The organism is Streptomyces sp. HUAS MG91, from assembly GCF_040529335.1.
GTDB classification, from domain to species: Bacteria; Actinomycetota; Actinomycetes; order Streptomycetales; family Streptomycetaceae; genus Streptomyces; species Streptomyces tabacisoli.
In genome coordinates, this window is sequence record NZ_CP159534.1 from 5,406,572 (window position 1) to 5,424,733 (window position 18,162).

Annotated in this window: 18 protein-coding genes; 10 read left to right on the plus strand and 8 right to left on the minus strand. The window is 71.5% G+C overall.

Features of this window, described 5'->3' with window-relative positions; all coding sequences use genetic code 11:
• Complete coding sequence (locus ABII15_RS24825) at positions 1-639, minus strand: DUF6542 domain-containing protein (RefSeq protein WP_353944500.1); 639 nt, start codon at positions 637-639, stop codon at positions 1-3.
• 167 nt (positions 640-806) lie between these two features.
• On the opposite strand from ABII15_RS24825, the gene ychF reads away from it, so the two are divergent.
• Complete coding sequence (ychF, locus tag ABII15_RS24830) at positions 807-1,895, plus strand: redox-regulated ATPase YchF (protein WP_353944501.1); 1,089 nt, start codon at positions 807-809, stop codon at positions 1,893-1,895.
• A 181-nt stretch (positions 1,896-2,076) separates the two neighbouring features.
• On the opposite strand, the gene ABII15_RS24835 is transcribed toward ychF, so the two are convergent.
• The 5 genes from ABII15_RS24835 to ABII15_RS24855 form a co-directional block, all read right to left on the minus strand.
• A complete protein-coding gene (locus ABII15_RS24835; protein ID WP_353944502.1) occupies positions 2,077-2,484 on the minus strand; it encodes a PIN domain-containing protein in 408 nt (135 codons plus the stop codon).
• Entirely contained in the window at positions 2,481-2,756 is a 276-nt protein-coding gene (locus tag ABII15_RS24840; RefSeq protein WP_353944503.1) for a hypothetical protein, read from the minus strand. The genes ABII15_RS24835 and ABII15_RS24840 overlap by 4 nt, the downstream gene beginning before the upstream one ends.
• 218 nt (positions 2,757-2,974) lie before the next feature.
• A complete protein-coding gene (locus ABII15_RS24845) occupies positions 2,975-3,604 on the minus strand; it encodes a DUF6000 family protein (protein ID WP_353944504.1) in 630 nt (209 codons plus the stop codon).
• A gap of 2 nt (positions 3,605-3,606) precedes the next feature.
• Positions 3,607-4,338 (minus strand): HEAT repeat domain-containing protein, encoded by a 732-nt coding sequence (locus ABII15_RS24850; RefSeq protein WP_353944505.1) that lies wholly within the window; start codon positions 4,336-4,338, stop codon positions 3,607-3,609.
• Positions 4,335-4,715: a CPCC family cysteine-rich protein gene (locus ABII15_RS24855; protein WP_353944506.1), complete on the minus strand. Its 381-nt coding sequence runs from the start codon at positions 4,713-4,715 to the stop codon at positions 4,335-4,337. Before ABII15_RS24855 ends, ABII15_RS24850 begins: the two co-directional genes overlap by 4 nt.
• A 305-nt stretch (positions 4,716-5,020) precedes the next feature.
• Between ABII15_RS24855 and ABII15_RS24860 the strand changes: the two genes are divergently transcribed.
• The 4 genes from ABII15_RS24860 to ABII15_RS24875 all read left to right on the plus strand — a co-directional run bounded on the left by ABII15_RS24860 (position 5,021) and on the right by ABII15_RS24875 (position 9,278).
• Complete coding sequence (locus ABII15_RS24860) at positions 5,021-6,031, plus strand: Lrp/AsnC family transcriptional regulator (protein WP_353944507.1); 1,011 nt, start codon at positions 5,021-5,023, stop codon at positions 6,029-6,031.
• 123 nt (positions 6,032-6,154) lie between these two features.
• Complete coding sequence (locus tag ABII15_RS24865; RefSeq protein WP_353944508.1) at positions 6,155-7,591, plus strand: amidase; 1,437 nt, start codon at positions 6,155-6,157, stop codon at positions 7,589-7,591.
• A 29-nt stretch (positions 7,592-7,620) separates the two neighbouring features.
• Entirely contained in the window at positions 7,621-7,836 is a 216-nt protein-coding gene (locus tag ABII15_RS24870; RefSeq protein WP_353944509.1) for a hypothetical protein, read from the plus strand.
• On the plus strand, positions 7,833-9,278 hold the full coding sequence (locus ABII15_RS24875) for a sodium:solute symporter family protein (RefSeq protein ID WP_353944510.1): 1,446 nt from the start codon (positions 7,833-7,835) through the stop codon (positions 9,276-9,278). Before ABII15_RS24870 ends, ABII15_RS24875 begins: the two co-directional genes overlap by 4 nt.
• A gap of 140 nt (positions 9,279-9,418) precedes the next feature.
• Here the strand turns inward: ABII15_RS24875 and ABII15_RS24880 are convergent, their stop codons facing one another.
• Together ABII15_RS24880 and ABII15_RS24885 are read right to left on the minus strand one after the other, a co-directional pair.
• Entirely contained in the window at positions 9,419-12,061 is a 2,643-nt protein-coding gene (locus tag ABII15_RS24880) for a discoidin domain-containing protein (RefSeq protein ID WP_353944511.1), read from the minus strand.
• 312 nt (positions 12,062-12,373) lie between these two features.
• Positions 12,374-13,492 (minus strand): pyridoxal-phosphate dependent enzyme, encoded by a 1,119-nt coding sequence (locus ABII15_RS24885; protein ID WP_353944512.1) that lies wholly within the window; start codon positions 13,490-13,492, stop codon positions 12,374-12,376.
• A 223-nt stretch (positions 13,493-13,715) separates the two neighbouring features.
• Here ABII15_RS24885 and ABII15_RS24890 point away from each other — a divergent pair, with 223 nt between their 5' ends.
• The 5 genes from ABII15_RS24890 (at position 13,716) to ABII15_RS24910 (ending at position 18,007) form a co-directional block, all read left to right on the plus strand.
• Positions 13,716-14,468, plus strand: a complete 753-nt coding sequence (locus tag ABII15_RS24890) for a GntR family transcriptional regulator (protein WP_353944513.1) — start codon at positions 13,716-13,718, stop codon at positions 14,466-14,468.
• A gap of 237 nt (positions 14,469-14,705) precedes the next feature.
• Positions 14,706-16,424: a hypothetical protein gene (locus tag ABII15_RS24895; protein WP_353944514.1), complete on the plus strand. Its 1,719-nt coding sequence runs from the start codon at positions 14,706-14,708 to the stop codon at positions 16,422-16,424.
• A gap of 219 nt (positions 16,425-16,643) precedes the next feature.
• Positions 16,644-16,847 (plus strand): SPOR domain-containing protein, encoded by a 204-nt coding sequence (locus ABII15_RS24900; RefSeq protein WP_353944515.1) that lies wholly within the window; start codon positions 16,644-16,646, stop codon positions 16,845-16,847.
• A 21-nt stretch (positions 16,848-16,868) separates the two neighbouring features.
• On the plus strand, positions 16,869-17,273 hold the full coding sequence (locus ABII15_RS24905) for a (deoxy)nucleoside triphosphate pyrophosphohydrolase (RefSeq protein WP_353944516.1): 405 nt from the start codon (positions 16,869-16,871) through the stop codon (positions 17,271-17,273).
• Between the two features lie 317 nt (positions 17,274-17,590).
• Positions 17,591-18,007, plus strand: coding sequence for an ATP-binding protein (locus ABII15_RS24910; protein WP_353944517.1), 417 nt, complete (start codon positions 17,591-17,593; stop codon positions 18,005-18,007).
• Positions 18,008-18,162 lie beyond the last annotated feature (155 nt).

The following is an 18,162-nucleotide window of genomic DNA, read 5'->3' on the forward strand; positions in this document are numbered from 1 at the left end:
CTAGGCCCGTCGCGGCTTGGGCGCCTTCTGCGGCTGCTGGTGCTCCGCGGGCTCCTGCCGCGCGGCCCGCCGCTGGGCCGCGGCCTTGCGCGCCATCAGCCGCACCTTCCGTACGGTGACGATGAGACCGGCGACGAGGGTGCCGCCGTACAGCCAGCCCGCGCTCGTCGCCAGGGTCGTCACCAGGCCGGCGAGGCGGCCGGTGAGCCCGTCGCCGCCGTCCCCGACGAAGAAGGCGCCGAGGGCGAACGCGATCGGCACCGCGACCGGCGCCGTCACCAGGTCCGCCTTGCGCACCCAGCCCGCGGTGAGCCCGCTGACCAGCACGAAGAACACGCCGTACACGGCCACGGCGCCGCCGAACAGCAGCCCGTCGAGGAACCCGAGCACCAGCATCGAGGCCGCGGCGAACAGCCCGCTGCCGAGCCCGGTCAGCCGCGGGTCGGGGAATCTGCGGAGCGCGCGCACCAGCGGCGGCAGCCGACGGCCCTGGCCGCCGCCCGCGCGGCAGACGGTGGCGGACTCGACGGACGGGGCGCCGGTCGGCCCGTCACCGGACTCGCCCTGCGCCTGCGGGGGCAGCGGGGCCCGGCCGCGGCGGGGGCGGGATTGCGGGGGACGCGTCCTGTGTTGCTCCACAGGCCCAACATAGGTGGGCTTATGTGCGCAATACGCCGTGGGACACGCGGTTAGTTCAAGCTTGACCGTTGTTGGTTCGCGTGTTCGACGCGTCGCCGGGGCGGGTGCGGCTAGGCCGTAGACTGGTGGATCGCCCACACCTCTCCTCCTGTACGGGAAGTCGCAACGTGTCGCTCACGATCGGAATCGTCGGTCTGCCCAATGTCGGCAAGTCGACCCTGTTCAACGCCCTGACCAAGAACGACGTGCTCGCGGCCAACTACCCGTTCGCCACGATCGAGCCCAACGTCGGAGTGGTGGGCGTCCCCGACACCCGCCTCACCAAGCTCGCCGAGATCTTCTCCTCCCAGAAGGTCCTGCCGGCCACGGTCGACTTCGTCGACATCGCGGGCATCGTGCGCGGCGCCTCCGAGGGCGAGGGCCTGGGCAACAAGTTCCTGGCGAACATCCGCGAGTCCGACGCGATCTGCCAGGTCATCCGCGCCTTCAAGGACGAGAACGTCGTGCACGTCGACGGCAAGGTCTCGCCCAAGGACGACATCGAGACGATCAACACCGAGCTGATCCTCGCCGACCTCCAGACCATCGAGAAGGTCCTGCCGCGCCTCCAGAAGGAGTCGCGCATCAAGAAGGACGTCGCCCCGAAGGTGAAGGCCGTCGAGGAGGCCAAGGAGATCCTGGAGAAGGGCGACACCCTCTTCTCGGCCGGGATCGTCCAGGGCTCCGGCAAGGAGGAGCTCCTCCACGACCTCCACCTCCTGACGACCAAGCCCTTCCTCTACGTCTTCAACGTCGACGAGGACGAGCTGACGGACGACGCCTTCAAGGCCGAGCAGAGCGCCCTGGTCGCCCCGGCCGAGGCGATCTTCCTCAACGCCAAGCTGGAGCAGGACCTCGCCGAGCTCGACGAGGCCGACGCCATGGAGCTCCTGGAGTCCGTCGGCGCCGAGGAGCCCGGCCTGGCCACGCTGGCCCGCGTCGGCTTCGACACCCTGGGCCTCCAGACCTACCTGACGGCCGGCCCCAAGGAATCCCGCGCCTGGACGATCAAGAAGGGCGCCACGGCCCCCGAGGCGGCCGGCGTGATCCATACGGACTTCCAGAAGGGCTTCATCAAGGCCGAGGTCATCTCCTTCGACGACCTGGTCGAGACGGGCTCGGTCGCCGAGGCCCGCTCGGCGGGCAAGGCCCGCATGGAGGGCAAGGACTATGTGATGCAGGACGGGGACGTGGTGGAGTTCCGCTTCAACGTGTAACGGCTGACGCATCACCACACCGCTGACCGGCCAGACAGGCGGGTCGGAGAGGGTCCGGCTCTTCGGGGTCGGGCCCTTGGTGTTTTCCCGTGCTGGACTGGTGCTGGGACGAGGATGTGGTGCTGGTGCTGCTCTGCTGAGTGGCCGAACCGTGGGACGGCGCCCTGAGTGGACGCCGGAGTCAGACGTCCTTGATCTGTACGCGGTCGCCGCACAGTTTCGACCAGTCGTCGCGGTCGGAAGTCAGCACGAGCACGGGCGCCGGGGAGCGTAGCGCCATCGCGGCGACGAGAGCATCGATGGCGTACTTGTGCCCATGAAGGCCGCCCGCGTCGCTCAGTAGCTGAACTGCCGTGAGGCTGTCCGCCTGGGTGGCGTCCTGGACCTGAAGACGGGAGAGCAGCCAGCGCAGCCGCGCGGTGTCCGTCTTCCCATGGACGGCCTCCACCACGGTGAGGGCCGACACCAGGACGGGCACGCCTACGCGACGAGCGGCCTCGATCCGGGTGATCATCTGGCGGTCGTTGCGCAACAGCAGCGACAGTGCCTGGGAGTCGAGCACCAGGCACCTGGCCGCAGGCTCTTTCATGCGGCGCTGTCGTTCGACGCGTACGGCGTCGGCGCGTCGCCGAACAATTCGTGCTGCGCGGCCTGAACCTCGGCGTCACCCAACGGTTCGTGCTCGGCTTCATAGGCAGCCACGATCTCGGCAAGGCCGTCCATCGCCAGTTGGTGCCGGACTGCCGCGGTCACGTAGGCGGAAACGCCGCGCTTGCCGGTGCGCGTGCGCAGTGCGCCGAGGAGATCCGAGGGCATCGAGACGGAGATGTTCTCCGTGCCGCCGGGGCGGGGTGACTTCATGGCCACAACTTTAGTACAGAAACTATTACAGCGTCTGGAGCGCTGCGCGGCCTGTACCCAGGGCGGCCGTTGATGCGTCGTCCTGGTGCTTCTGGGATCTTCTTGTACTTTGCGGTGAATCCCGTGCGGGGATGGTGCTGGGAAGCGCCCGCATAACCACAGTTCAGAGTGGTTACGAGTGTCAGTCGGCGAGCCCTGCTCACTCTCGCCCGCACTGGCTATGGGCGGGTCCAGCCGTTGGCGAAGTCGCATTGGAGGTCCGTCCAGCGGCGAAGCTCGGCGGGGGTGTAGTCGGGGTAGCCGAGGCGCCCCACGCCCTTGACCCACTCGTCCCAGAGGCCGTCGGGCTCCGTGAAGTGGTCGGCGTGGTGGGTGCCCAGGAGGGCGTCGAGGCGGAGGAGGGCGCTCAGGGCGTCGGGCTGGTCGTAGTGGAGGTCGGTGCGGGGGAGGTAGTGGGCGAGGTAGGCGGTGAGGATCTCGGCGTCGGCGTGGGTGCCGAAGCGGGCCAGGGCGAAGCAGTAGGCGCTACCGGAGAAGCAGACCTCGCTGGCCAGGAGCAGGTCGCCGATGCGTTCGCGAAACCGTTCGCGGCGGTCCACGCCGATCAGCCATGCGGCGGTGAGGCGCGAGCGCCACTCGTAGCCGAGGAGGGCTTCCAGCTCGGCATCGGTGATCGTGGCCGCGTCGTCGATGAGGTGATGGGCGAAACGTTCGCCGTGAGGCCACTCGGGCCGCAGGAATCGACCACTTTTCAGGACGAGGTAGCGCGCGTGGCCCGAGTCCTTCCTTGCCGCGTAGCGCTCGATCACGTAGCCGTAGCCGATCTCCTCGGGGTGCTGGAACGGCATCGTCACCTCTCCGGGTTCAGGTCGGTACGGTCGATCCAGGTGGGGGCGACGAAGATGTCGTCGCCGAGGGGGGCTTCGGAGGCTTCCAGCAGAGACCAGGTGCGGGACTCTTCGACCAAGTGCTCCCAGGGCGCGGTCCAGTCGAGTTCCCAGTCCAGGCCGGTGTCGGAGATGCCGTACGTGCGGCCGGCGTCCACCCGCCAGAACTGGGAGTAAAGGATCACCTGGGCGTGGTCGGCCAGGTCGTTGATGATCTCGGTGAAGTGGGCCGAGGGCCAGCCCGGGGCGTCGTCCTCAGCGGTGGCTCGTAGGCGCGCGGCGAGCGGCGGGACCACAGGGGTGCGGGCGCCGAGTTCCGTCAGGGCCCAGCGGATGCCTTCCGGCTCGCTCCAGTCCGGTGGCGTCGCCCGTTCCAGGCAGGCGCGATAGGCGCGGCGCACGGGCTCGACCGCGCCGTCGATCTTCAGGCTCGCCAGGGCAATCGCCGCCCATTCCCGGACGGTGGAGTCCTCGCTGCCCAGGAGGGCGATCAGAGCGGGGCCGCAGCGTGGGTCCGCCACCTCTTCGAAGACCTCGATAGCGGTCAGCTGCCCGAAGCCGCCGAGGGAGGGCAGTCCGTCGATGATGGCGGGGATGGCGTGGGAGCCAATGTCGATCAGTTCTGCGCGGGCGTCGTACGACGGGCCGGCCGAGTCGTCGAGCTGCTGGATGAGTTTCTCGATATGGGTGGTCACGGGTGGTCCCGGCGCCAGAAAGTGGGGAGCCACCAGCAGAGCACCGAGTGGTCGTCGGGCCACGGGGCGCGGTCCTCGGTTGCCCAGTCCTCGAAGGAGTCCCGTGTCAGGTCGATGGGGCGCCAGGCGGGGTCGAGCGGCTCGTCTTCGGCCGGCGGGCGGACGAACCGGCGGCCGTGCTCGTCGCAGGCGCCGAAGTCCTGGTAGTTGCGCTGGGCCTCGATCAGGGAGACCTTGTTCGCGCCGCCGGCCATGGTCGGCCAGCGGAACTGGATGGCGTCGTCCTCCCAGAAGCAGACGGGGCAGATCTCGTACGAGCCGGGCATCGCGTCCAGCACGCGGTGCCCGCAGCAGGGACACGGGTAGCGGTCGCTCACCCGGGCAGTGTCCTTGCCGGTCCCGCCAGTGCGCCATGGATTTCTCGGCCTCCGCCCGCCCGGCCAGTCCGCAGCCAACGCATGCCAACGAGAAAGTCCCAGGTCAGGGCCCTGGACGGGCCTCCGCCGCAGGTCAGAATCAGACCGCAGACATTCCGCTTCAACGTGTAGCGGAACCCGTAAGCGCCCACGTCAGGCAGGGCCCGGCTCCCCGGAGTCGGGTCCTGCCTTTCGTTCCGCTCGGATCGCGAAGCTGGAGGGGGCGGGGAGGCGCCTCCGGGCGTCGGGGTGATTAGGGTCGTGCGGTGACCACTGAACCGAATCCGGGCGCGGCAACCGGCCCGCTGGACGGCCTCGACCGCCGCATCGTCGCCGCCCTCCAGATCGACGGCCGTGCCTCTTGGCGGCGGATCGCCACCGCGCTCGGGGAGCCCGAGCGGAAGGTCGCGCGGCGCGGTCTTCGGCTCCTGGAGAGCGGCGCCGTGGCGGTGCGCGGGCTCGTGGTGCGCGGCGAGACGGTGATCCTGCGGATGAACTGCCGGCCCGGCGCCGTCCGTGACGCCGCCGTCGCCACCGCCCGCAGGGACGACACCATTTTCTCGTACGTGCTCGCGGGCGCCGCCGACTGCGTTGCCGAACTCCAGTGCCCGCCGGGCGAGTTGGCGCGGCTCACGCTGGACGAGGTGCCCGTGCTGCCGGGGCTGGTCGCGCAGCAGGTCTCCCCGGTGCTGCGCTACTTCCGCACCGTGCACGAGTGGTCGCCGGGGATCCTCGGCGACGAGGAGATCACCGCGCTCACCGGGGCGGCGGCGCGGCCGGTGGACGGGGTCGAGGTGCCGGACGTGCCGCTCGCGCCCGACGAGCACGCCATCCTGCGCGCGCTCGCCGAGGACGGCCGCCGCACGCACGACGAACTCGCCGCCGTGGCCGGGGTGTCGGTGGCGACGGCCCGGCGCCGCGTGGAGTCGCTGACCCGGCAGGGTGTCGTCAGCATCCGGGCGGCCGTGGAGCCCGCGCTGCTCGGGCTGCCGGTCGAGGCGCTGCTGTGGATCAGGACCCGGCCCGACGAGGTCGAGGAGGTGGGCCGCCTGCTCGTCGAGTCGCCGCTGGTGCGGTACGCGGCCGTGGTGATGGGGGAGCACCAGCTCCTGGTCGACGTGACCCAGCCGTCGAAGCAGGCCCTGCACGCGTTCCTCACCGAGTCGGCGTGGGTGCGGCGGGCCGAGGCCGTGCAGTCCCATCTGGTGGTCGAGGCGTGGAAGCGCAGCGGCGTGCCGGCTCGTGGAGTCTCTCCGCGCCCCGTTGCAGGTGGATGACCATAAGTTTCAGTCTGGTGAATTGAGCGTCTGAAAAGTTCATAGGCGCAGAACTGTTGACTGAAACGATCAGTTGACCGCAGTGTGGGGGCGCACACCGTCGCCTCCCGCACGAGGACCGCCATGCCCCTGAGCCCCGCCGAAGCCGACGCGCTCTGCGCGCTCGACGCCGTCGACCTCGCCGCCCGGATCCGCCGCCGCGAGCTGTCGGCGCGCGAGGTCGTCGCCGCGCACCTCGACCGCGTCGAGCGGGTCAACCCGGCGATCAACGCCATCGTCACCCTCGACGCCGAGGGCGCGACGCGGGCCGCCGCGCGCGCCGACGAACGGGCCGCGTCCGGCGCCGAGTTGGGCCCGCTGCACGGGCTGCCCATCGCCTTCAAGGACACCCACCTCACCCGCGGCATGCGCACCACGCACGGCTCGCCGCTCTTCGCCGAGCACGTCCCCGACGAGGACGAACTCCTCGTCCAGCGGATCGAGTCGGCCGGCGCCATCCGCATCGGCAAGACCAACGTGCCGGAGTTCGCGGCCGGTTCGCACACCTTCAACACCGTCTTCGGCGCCACCCGCAACCCGTACGACACCACGCGCTCGGCCGGCGGCAGCAGTGGCGGCGCCGCGGCCGCCCTCGCCGCCCGGCTCACCCCCATCGCCGACGGCAGCGACATGGGCGGCTCCCTGCGCAACCCCGCCTCCTTCTGCAACGTCGTCGGGCTGCGCCCCACCCCCGGCCGGGTACCGGCACTGCCCTCCGGCGACGTCTGGGAGACCCTGGCCGTCGCCGGGCCCATGGGCCGCACCGTCGCCGACACCGCGCTGCTGCTGTCGGTCATGGCCGGACCCGACCCGCGCAGCCCGCTCTCCCTGGAGGTCCCGGACCCGGCCTCGTACCGCACCTCCCTGACCCGTGACCTCACGGGCCTGCGGGTCGCGTACACGCCCGATCTCGGCGGCCGTGTCCCCGTCGACCCCGAGGTGCGCGCCGTCGTCGACCGGCAGGCCGCCGTCCTCGATGACCTGGGCTGCCGGGTGAGCGAGGACTGCCCGGACCTCGACGCCGCCGAGCACGCCTTCCGCACGCTGCGCGCGCACGCCTTCCACCAGGGGTTCGGCCCGCTCCTCGACGCCCACCGCGACGCCCTCAAGCCCAGCCTGATCTGGAACATCGAGGAGGGTCTGAAGCTCACCGGCGCCGACCTCGCCCGCGCCCGCGGCGAACTCACCCGGCTGCACCTCGCCGCCGTCGCCTTCTTCGAGCGGTACGACGTGCTGATCGCGCCGGTCAGCCAAGTCGCCCCGTTCGCCGTCGAGTCGGAGTACCCGGACGTCGTCGACGGGCAGCCGCAGCACACCTACCTCGACTGGATGCGCTCCGCGTACCTCCTGTCCGCCCTGGGCGCACCCGCCCTCTCCGTCCCCGCCGGGTTCACCCCGTCCGGACTGCCCGTGGGCCTGCAGATCGTGGGCCCGCCGCGTGCCGAACGCCTGGTCCTCGAGGTCGGCGCCGCCCACGAGGCCGCCACCGGACACGGGCGGCACGCGCCCACCCTCCCGTAGGTGCTCAACTCCCCTCAGCTGGAGCCCCGATGAGATCACCGCACGCGCTCTGGGCCGCCGTGCCCGTGCTCGCCTTCCTCAGTACGCCGTACCTGCCGTTCGTCAACGGACCGCACCTGTGGCTCGGCATCCCCTCCGTCCTGTGCTGGTGCCTGATCTGGACGGCGGGCACGACCGTGGCCCTCGCCCTCGTGGACCGGTTCGCCCCGGCGGCCGACGACGACGAGAGCGGGGAACCCGTATGAACGCCACCATGGTCATCACCGTCGCCGGCATCGTCGCCATCGCGCTGGTCGGCGTCAGCGGGCGCAGGGCCCCCAGCAAGGAGCTGGGGGAGTGGACCGTCGGCAAGCGCCGCTTCTCCACCTTCACCACCTGGTTCCTGCAAGCCGGGGAGTCGTTCACGACGTTCAGCTTCCTCGGCCTCGCGGGGCTGGCGTTCGGCGCCGGTGTCGCCGCGTCGTACGCCCTGTGCTACCTCGCCATCAACTTCGTCCTCCAGTACTTCACGGCCCCGCGCATGCGCCAACTGGGCCTGCGCGGCGGCTATCTCACCCAGGCGGACTTCTTCGTCGACCGCTACCGCAGCCCGCTGCTCGGCAAGGTCGTCGCCGTCGTCGGCGCGGTCTTCCTGCTGCCCTACCTGCAACTGCAGATCACCGGCCTCGGCATGATCGTGCAGCTCGCCACCGGCAGCCGGGCGGGCGGCAACTGGAGCATGGTCCTCGCCACGGTCCTGACCGTCGGATTCGTCCTGTGGTCCGGCATCCGCGGCATCGCGCGCGTCGCGTACCTCAAGGACGCGCTGATGATCGTCGGGCTCGTGGTGCTGGTCGTGGGGGTCGCGGTGTCCGTGCACGGCGGCATCGGCGGCACCTTCGCCACCCTCCGCGACGCCCGCCCCAATCTCCTGACGCTCAATCAGCCCGGGTACGACGGCACGTTCTTCGTCACCGCGGTCATCATCTCCTCGATCGGCGGCGGGCTCGGCACCATGGCGCACCTGTGGCCACCGGTGCTCGCCGCGGGCAGCGGGCGCGCCCTGCGCTCGAACGCCGTCTGGCTGCCGCTCTACCAGATCGCGCTCGGCATCCCGGTGATCGTCGGCTTCGCGGGCGTCCTGCTGCTGTCGAAGGGCGCGGAGCCCAACTCCGTCGCCCTCACCCTCGCCGGACAGACGCTGCCCGGCTGGCTGGTCGGGCTCGTCGCGGTCGCGGCGGCCTCGGCGGCGATGGTGCCGTCCGCCGCGATCGTCGTGGGCATCTCCAGCCTGCTGTCCCGCAACCTGTTCAGCGCGCGCACGCCCCGCGCTCAACTCCGTACGAATCATGTGTGCGTGGTCGTCGCGGCGGGACTCGCTCTTGTCCTCGGGCTGCTCCGCCCCGGCCTCCTCGCCGACATGCTCCTGCTCACCTACGGCGGCCTCACCCAGCTCGCCCCCGCGATCGTGATGGGGCTGGCGAAGCGGGTGCGGCTGGGAGCGATGCCCGCGCTGCTCGGGATCGTGGCCGGGGTGGCGGTGCTGACCTGGCTGACGTTCGGCGGTGTCGACGTCGGCACTGTGGATACGGGGTTGATCGCGCTCGGGGTGAATGTGGTGGTGACCGTGGTCGCGCAGGTTGTTCTGGGTGGCCGAACGGTGGGCCGGGACCAGGGAGTCGAAGCGGTGGGGGCTCGATTGGGGTGACGGGCTGGGTCGGAACGGGGGTCTGTCGAGGCGCCTGCCCCGGCGCCGGGGTGCCGCCTTGCCCACCCTGCCGCCCCTGGCGGCAGATTGCCCAAGGCGGGGGCGGGGTGGGAAAGCGGCGGGCTGCCCAATGCGGGGGCTCAGGTGATGGTCAGTTCCGCTACCGGTGAGGGGGAGTGGCCCGTCTGTGTCAGGCGTACGAACCGCCCTCGCGCCCCCGCCTCGAACGGCACCCAGCGCCGCCCGTCCGCCGACACCTCCGCCCGGTACGCGCGGGTGCCGGTCACGGTGATCCGGCGCAGTGTCTTCCGACCGCCCAGGTCGACGGTGAGGGCGGCGCCCGGCCGGGCGGGGAGCCAGGTCGTCGCCGGGTTGCCGTCGACGGCGGCGCCCGCGTACTGGCCCGGGTCCTCGGACGTCGCCCGCGCCGGGCGGCAGCGGGCCAGGTCGGTGGTGGGGGTGAGGTCGGGGCGGCGGGTGGGGAGGGTGAGGCCGTCCGTCGTCACCGTGCGGCGGCCGTTCGGGGTGTCCACGGCGAAGGGGGCGCCGGACGTGAGGCGCACGGTGGTGCGGCGGGCGCCGAGCGCGATGTCGTAGGTCCGGCCCCGCCAGCGCAGCCCCCTGACCGTGACGCCCTTCGCCAGCTGCGGCGGCAGCATCGGATCGAGCCGCACGGCGTCCCCGTCCTCCAGGCGCAGCCCGGTCAGGCCGTGCGTGAAGACTTGCAGGAAGCCGCCCTTGCCGGTCAGGAAGTCCTGCGCGGGCGCGCCGGCGAGCGCGTCGTCGCCGCCCGCCTTGTCGCCGCGCGCCTCCGAGAACGTCCCGAAGGGCTCCCGGAAGAACGGCCGCGAGGCCCGCTCCAGGAACGTGTACGTCGCGCAGCCCGGCTCGCCGATCGCCGCCGCGGCTGCCGCGTGCACCGAGTCGGTCATCGCGGGGCCGCCGCGGTCGGTGTGTGCGGCGTAGTAGTCGAGCGTCGCGGCCGCCGCGCCCTTCGGCATCGGCCGCCAGTCCAGCGGATACAGCAGCAGCACGGCGTCGGCCTGCTTGATGTCGCTCGCGTGCGCGAGGTCGTAACCGGCGTACTGGAGAAAGACCTTGCGGCGCGCGTCGTACGGGATCCGCAGCCGGTCGGCGATCCTCGTCCAGTCGGCGCCGGGCCGCTCGCCGACCAGCCGGGCCGCCTTCGCGGCGGCGCGCAGGGAGGTCGCGGCGACCGCGTTGGTGTAGACGCCGTCGTCGACGCCGTTGCTGTACTCGTCCGGCCCCGCCACGTTCCTGATGGAGTACGAGCCGTCGGCCTTGTTCGCCGTCACGCGCGAACTCCAGTAATCGGCAAGCCCCTTGAGCAGCGGCCAGCCCCGCTCGCGCAGCCAGTCGCGATCCCCGGTCGCCTGGTAGTACTGCCAGACGGCGAGCGCGATGTCGCCCTGGAGATGGTTCTGGATGACGCAGTGCGGCGGGTACCAGCTCTGGCACTCCTTCCACAGCGATCCCGAACTCGCGCTCGTCCAGGGGTACATGAGCCCCTTGACGGACGTCTTGAGGGCGTTGTCGGCAGCCGCCGCGCGCGTGCGGAAGCGGTACGCGAGAACCGGCTCGGCCAGCTCCGGGCGGGTCGCCAGGAGCGACGGGAACATCCACGTCTCGGCGTCCCAGAACACCATGCCCGCGTAGTTGTCGCTGCTCAGACCGGCCGGCGGGATGCTGTCACGGCCGCCCGCGCGCACGGAGGAGAGCAGCCCGTACTGAGCCGCGCGCACCTGCGTCTGGAGCTCCCGGTCGCCCTTCACCTCGATGTCGGACGCCCACAACGCCCGCGAGGCGCGGGTGTGTTCGTCCTTCAGCGCCTCCCAGCCCGCGGCCGCCGCCCGCTGGGAGGCGCGCACCGCGCTGTCGTGCGGGGCGCCCGAGGTGAGCGAGGTGTCCACGCCGACGTACTTCACGACGTCGTACCGCGTCCCCGGAACGGCGTCGAAATCCGCCGACGTGCCGCCGCTCAGACCGTCCGAGCGGCGGGGCTCGTGGGTGCGGCCCGGGGAACGCAGGGTCGAGGCCACCGTGCCGGTCGTCCCGGTGCCGTCGGCGCGGAAACCGACGGCGCTCGTGCGCTTGCCCGCCGGGCCGCTGCCGGTCGCCGTCAGCCGGCGGGCGCCGCGGCCGTCGATCCGGTCGGTCACGGTGACCCTGCCCGACCAGTGCGGGGTGACGCGCAGGCGGACGGCGCCGACATGGGCGCGGGCCCGGTCGGCCAGCACCTCGTACGACAGGTCGGTGCGGCGGCCGTCCCGGTGGATCCAGGTGAGCGAGGTGACGACCGTGCCGCAGCGCAGGTCGACGCGCTGCCGGTAGCCCGTGGTGCGGCTGCCCGGCCCGTACGTCTCCCCGCGCGCGCTCACCTCCAGGGCCGTCCAGTTCGGGAGCGCGGCGAGGGCCTGGCGGTGGGCGGTGTTCTTCGGGCCGCGCGCGTAGAGGCCGGAGACGAAGGCGCCGTCGTAGCGCGGGGTGTAGAGCGGCCAGCCGGTCTTCTCGGTGGCGGGGCCGTGGGCGTAGCCGGTGCCGGGGGAGGGGACCCGGACGCCGAGGTAGCCGTTTCCGGCGTACGCCGTGTAGGGGTTGCCGGGGTCGGCGCGGTGGGTGGTCAGGGTCCAGCCGGGGGCCGCGCAGGCGGGGGTGCCGGGTGCGGTGCCGGGGGCGGTGTCGGGGGGCAGGAAGGCGGCCGTGGTCAGGGCGAGGGTGAGGGGGAGGGCGGCGGCGAGGAGTCTGCGGCGTGCGGTGGTCACAGGGTGAGGGTGCGGTGTGGGGGGTGTCGGGTGTGGCATGCGCGCCGGGGTTTAGGCGGTCCGGGTGGGGCGGTGCTCTCTCGGGCGCGGGTTTCGTCGTGGCCGGTCGCGCAGTTCCCCGCGCCCCTGAGGTGTTCGTTCGGCTGCGGCCCGGTGGGGCTTCTCGCGCGGTTCCCCGCGCCCCTGAGGTGTTCGTTCGGCTGCGGCCCGGTGGGGCTTCTCGCGCGGTTCCCCGCGCCCCTGAGGTGTTCGTTCGGCTGCGGCCCGGTGGGGCTTCTCGCGCAGTTCCCCGCGCCCCTTACGGGGCGCGCGCTAGCCGGCCAGGCCCGTTTTCAGGCCCGCTCCGCAGAGGGGGACCACCGCGGTGCGGGAGTTCAGGGTGGCGCCCAGCGGGCCGTCGTCCCGGGTCGCGGCCCAGCAGGCGACTCCGGTCGACTCGACGTACAGGCCCCGCGAGGCCAGATCCAGCTGGGCGTGCCGGAGCTGATCCTCCGTCACCGTGTGGAAGGCGCCCCCTGATGCCCGTACCGCCCGCAGAATCTGCCGCGCCCGCGGTGGCCGTGTGATCGCGATGCCCTCGGCGAAGGTGGGCGCCATCGGGGTGACCCCCACCAGATCCTCGGCCCCGGCCCGCCACGCCTCGGCCAGCGGCGCCACCGCGGCGGCCTGCACCGCGTGCAGCGCCGGCCGCCGGTCGATGAGCCCGGCGGTGTGCAGCTCGGCGACGGCGAGCGCGGCCCCGAGCAGCAGCGTGCCGTTGCCGACGGGCACCACCAGCACGTCGGGCAGCCGCCCGCCCAGGTCCTCCCAGAGCTCATGGACGTACGTCTTCGTGCCGTGCAGGAAGTACGGGTTGTGGACGTGACTGGCGTAGAACACTCCGTCCTCGTCCGCGGCGGCCCGAGCCGCCCGCGCCGTCGCCTCCCTGTCCCCCTCGACCACGAGCAGCCGCGCCCCGTGCGCGCCGATCTGCTCCAGCTTCTTCGGCGAGGTCCCCCGGGGGACGTAGACCGTGCAGGGCAGCCTGGCACGGGCGCAGTACGCGGCGATCGCCGTGCCCGCGTTGCCGCTGCTGTCCGCGATCACCCGCTCGGGCCGCAGCCGCGCCGCCAGAGCGGCCAGCATCACGGCGCCGCGGTCCTTGAACGACAGCGTCGGCATCAGGAAGTCCAGCTTCGCCGAGACCCCTTCGGTGAGCGGCACGAGCGGCGTGCGCCCCTCCCCGAGGGTGCAGTCCGGCACGGGCAGCGGCAGGCACTCCGCGTAGCGCCACAGGGAATTGGCGCGCCCGCTCAGGGAGCCGAGGGAGGCCGGTGTCGGTGAGTGGTCGAGGTCGAGCGGCCCGCCGCAGGAGGGGCAGCACCAGGCGAGGGACCCGGACGGGACGCGCGTGCCGTCCAGCGGGCAGTAACAGTCGGGCAGGGCGGTCATGAGAAGAGCGTAGGCAGCCCGACGCGTCCTGAACCGTACGCACGGCCGATTCGGGCGCCGATGTGTGAATGGCTCACTACCTGGAGAAAGTCCCTGCGTAAAGCCCCGGGCAGCCGTAAGTCATCACTTCGAGTGATTCCTTGGCCTTTGCTTGCACGCCTCAACCGACGGTTGCGAGGCTGTCGCTGTCTGTCAATGTTGCGGGGAACGAGGGGAACAATCAGTGTCATTCGGTGAGCAGCCGGCGTACCTGCGCGTCGCGGGTGATCTCCGCGAGAAGATCGTCAACGGCTCGCTTCCGCCGCACACCCGCCTCCCTTCCCAGGCCAAGATCCGCGAGGAGTACGGGGTTTCGGACACGGTCGCCCTCGAAGCCCGCAAGGTGCTGATGGCGGAGGGCCTGGTCGAGGGCCGCTCGGGCTCGGGGACCTATGTGCGCGAGCGGCCGGTGCCGCGCCGCGTCGCCCGCTCGGGATACCGCACGGGCGGCGGCTCCACCCCCTTCCGGCAGGAGCAGTCCGACCCGTCGGCGCGCGGCACCTGGGAGTCGCGCAGCGAGCAGACCGAGGCGGACGCGCCCCTCGCCGAGCGGCTCGCGATCCGCCCCGGCGACCGGGTGATGCGCACGGCGTACGTGTACCGGGACGCGGGCGAGACGATGATGCTCGCCACCTCCTGGGAGCCCCTCGCGGTCACCGGCCGCACCCCGGTGATGCTGCCCGAGGAGGGCCCGCTCGGCGGCTGCGGCGTGGTCGAGCGCATGGCGGCGATCGACGTGATCGTGGACAACGTGACGGAGGAAGTAGCCGCCCGCCCCGGCCTCGCCGAGGAGCTGAGCGCGCTCGGCGGCGTGCCCGGACACGTCGTCATCGTCATCCACCGCACCTTCTTCGCCTCGGGCCGGCCGGTGGAGACGGCCGACATCGTGGTCCCCGCCGACCGCTACCGGATCGCCTACCACCTGCCGGTCAAATGACCCCGCACCGGCCCTCGTCGGCTCCGTCGCCCCCGTCCGCTGGCCGGACGCGCCGTCCGGGCCGCGATATCCGGAGTTAACCGGGCCCCAAGTCCCGTAACCGGCAGGCAATCCCGCGCTGCCCAGACTTGTCATGCACGGCTCCTACCGTCCTTCTGCGTACCCGCCGTACCGGTATACCGCTACCGACCGCTACGGCCAGGCCCCGCTGACTGACGGACGAACGGGAAGCCGACCATGACCGAGACCGCACTGCCCACCGCCGACCCGGCACCGCCCCAGCCGCCGAACCGGCAGGCACCTCAGCGCAGTTACGCCAAGCTGGCGGCCGACGAGTCCCGCGAGGACTTCTCGCTGCGCTATGCCCCGCACTCCTACCGGCGCTGGTCGCCGACCATGGTCGCCTCCACCGCGCTCGGCGGCATCGCCTACCTCGCCGACTTCGCGATCGGCGCGTCCATCGTCTTCACCTACGGATTCACCAGCGGTTTCGCGTCCATCCTGTGCGCGGCGACGATCATCTTCCTGACCGGCATCCCGATCGCCCGGGCCTGCGCCAAGTACGGCCTGGACATGGACCTGATCACGCGCGGCGCCGGGTTCGGCTACTTCGGCTCGACGCTCACGTCCCTGATCTACGCCTCGTTCACCTTCATCTTCTTCGCGCTCGAAGGCTCGATCATGGCGCAGGCCATGCACGAGGTGGTCGGCCTTCCGCTGCCCGTCGGCTATCTGCTGACCACGCTCATCGTCATCCCGATCGTGTTCCGCGGCATGGGCGCGCTCGCGAAGGTCCAGGCGTGGACGCAGCCGATCTGGCTGATCGGGCTGGTGCTGCCGTTCGTGATCCTGGCGTTCCACTCCCCGGGCTCGTTCGGCGACTTCACCCACTTCGGCGGCACCGAGGGCGCGGGCAGCGGCTTCTCCTGGCTCGGCTTCGGTCTGGGTACGGGCGTCGCGCTCTCCCTCATCGCCCAGATCGGCGAACAGGCCGACTACCTGCGCTTCATGCCGGCCAGGACCGAACAGAACCGCAGGCGTTGGAACCTCGCCGTGCTCGCCGCGGGACCCGGCTGGGTGATCATCGGCGCCGCCAAGCAGATCGGCGGCGCGCTGCTCGCCTTCGTGGCCCTCGAAGCCGTCGGCAAGACCCACGCGCTCGAACCGATCGCCCCGCAGATCGAGGCGCTGAAGCCGTGGCTCGGCTCGGTCGCGCTGCCCGCCGCCGCGCTGTTCGTGATCGTCTCCCAGATCAAGATCAACGTCACGAACGCCTACAGCGGCTCCCTGTCCTGGTCGAACTTCTTCTCCCGCGTCACCCACCGGCACCCCGGCCGCGTCTGGTACATCTTCCTCAACCTCGCCATCGCGCTGACGCTGATGGAGATGAACATGTTCGCCGCGCTGAACAAGCTGCTCGGCTTCTACTCGAACGTGGGCATCGCCTGGATCGCGGCCGTCGCCGCCGACCTCGTCATCAACAAGCGGGTGGGCTGGAGCCCCAAGTACATCGAGTTCAAGCGGGCCTACCTCTACGCGGTGAACCCGGCCGGCTTCGGCTCGATGGTGATCGCCTCGACCGTCTCCATCCTGGCCTTCTTCGGCCTCTTCGGGGAGTACGCGGAGGCCTTCTCCACCTTCATCGCGGCCGGCCTCGCGCTGATCCTGTGCCCGACGATCGCCTGGGCCACGAAGGGCAAGTACTACCTAGCCCGCCCGAACCCGGTGAACGGCCCGGACGTCGTGCTCGCCGAGGGCACCGACATCACCGCCACCCACACCTGTGGCGTCTGCGAGACGGCGTACGAACTCCCCGACATCGCCGACTGCCCGGTGCAGTCCGGGCCGATCTGTTCGCTGTGCTGCTCGCTGGACGCGGAGTGCGGTGACGTGTGCACGAAGAAGCCGACGGGGGAGCCCGTTCTGATGCCGATGCCCACGGTGCGCAGGGACTGAGCGGTACTGCTGGGAAACGGGGGGCGCATTTATGCAAATGCGCCCCCTTGGCGCCTGTCGGGGATGGCTTGTTGCGTATCTCTTTGTGCCAACACGTATCCGCTCTGTGAAGGTCAGGCGTAGGCTCGGGCATATGCGGATTGTGGTTTCCTCAGGACGCTTGGGGGGCGGAGCACGATGCGAGCCGGGGTCGGGCCGATCAGGGAGGGGCGGCGCACGATGAACGACGGCACGACGACACTTCCGTGGCTCGTCATACGCCAGGACGACAACGGCAGCCGTTATCGCGTGGGCCGCTACGCGACCAGGGCGGAGGCCCAGCGCATCGCCGACAGCCTCGACGCCCACGGCCACCAACAGCTCTACTGGGTCGAGCGCCTGGCGGAGAACACCACCTCGGTGCGGAACGGCACGGTGCGGTGACGGAGCCGTAGGCTCCGCCGCATGACTGATCAGATCGAACCGGCCGTCGTGGTGGTGGTCGCCGCCGCCCTGTACGACACCGACGGCCGGCTGCTGGCGGCGCGTCGCAGTGCGCCTCCTTCGCTGGCCGGGCGCTGGGAGTTGCCCGGGGGGAAGGTCGAGCCGGGGGAGACGCAGGAGCGGGCGCTGGTCCGCGAGCTCCGGGAGGAGCTGGGCGTCGAGGCGAGTCCCGTCGCCCGGGTTCCGGGGGAGTGGCCTCTGAAGCCCGGCTATGTTCTCCGTGTCTGGCGCTGCTCCCTCGACTCGGGAGTCCCCGCGCCGCTCCAGGACCACGATGAGCTTCGCTGGCTCGCTCCGGCCGACATCTGGTCCGTGAACTGGCTGGACCAGGATGTTCCGGCGGTGAAATCCCTTTCGGAGGACTAGATCCGCGGCCCGGTGGCCGCTTCTCGCGCAGTTCCCCGCGCCCCTGAGATGCGCACTTCGTGCGGCATCTCATCGGGGAAGGCTGCGCGCAGCGCATGCCTTCAGGGGCGCGGGGAACTGCGCGACCAGCCACCGCCGGGGCCGCGGGCGAACGACAACCCGATGGGTGCGGCCGGGCATCGAGGCACCCGCGCCCGGGCGGAGGCCTACGCCGTACGTACCACCCGAACCCACCGCCCGCGATAACACCCCACCCTGTCCGGGTATATCCCGATTAACCCGAAGAAATAGGGCAGAACTCCTCGTGGGTCAGGGAAGTGATCGGTGTGCTCCACACCCAGGGCGACGTCGCCGAGTGGGCCTTCCCCGCCGACCCCATGGCCGTACGGAAAGCCCGCGCAGCGGTCCGCGCGCAACTGGCCACCTGGAACCTGGACGAGCTGAGCGACATCACGGTCCTGCTGGTCAGCGAGCTGGTCACCAACTCCCTGCGCCACGCGTCGGGCCCCATCGGAGTCCGCCTGGTCCGCCCCGAGGGCCCCGACGGGGCACTCCTCGTCGAGGTCTCCGACCCGCTGCCCGACCCGCCCCGCGCCCGCACGGCCACCCCCGACGACGAGGGCGGCCGCGGCCTGCAACTGGTGGCCGGCGCCTCCCGGCGCTGGGGCACCCGACCGGGCGGCGCGGCCACCGGCGGCAAGACGGTGTGGTTCGAGCTGGCTCTGCCCGGCTGAGACCGCGCGAGCGCACCCGTCCCGGTTAAGTAGGTCGCACCTGGTTAAGAGACGGGAATGTGGAACTCGACTGGAGAACGCGGTGTGTGGACGCACCTGCACTCTGGGTACGGAAACAGTCGGTCCCGACGGGCCAAAAAGGGTCGGGACCGTGG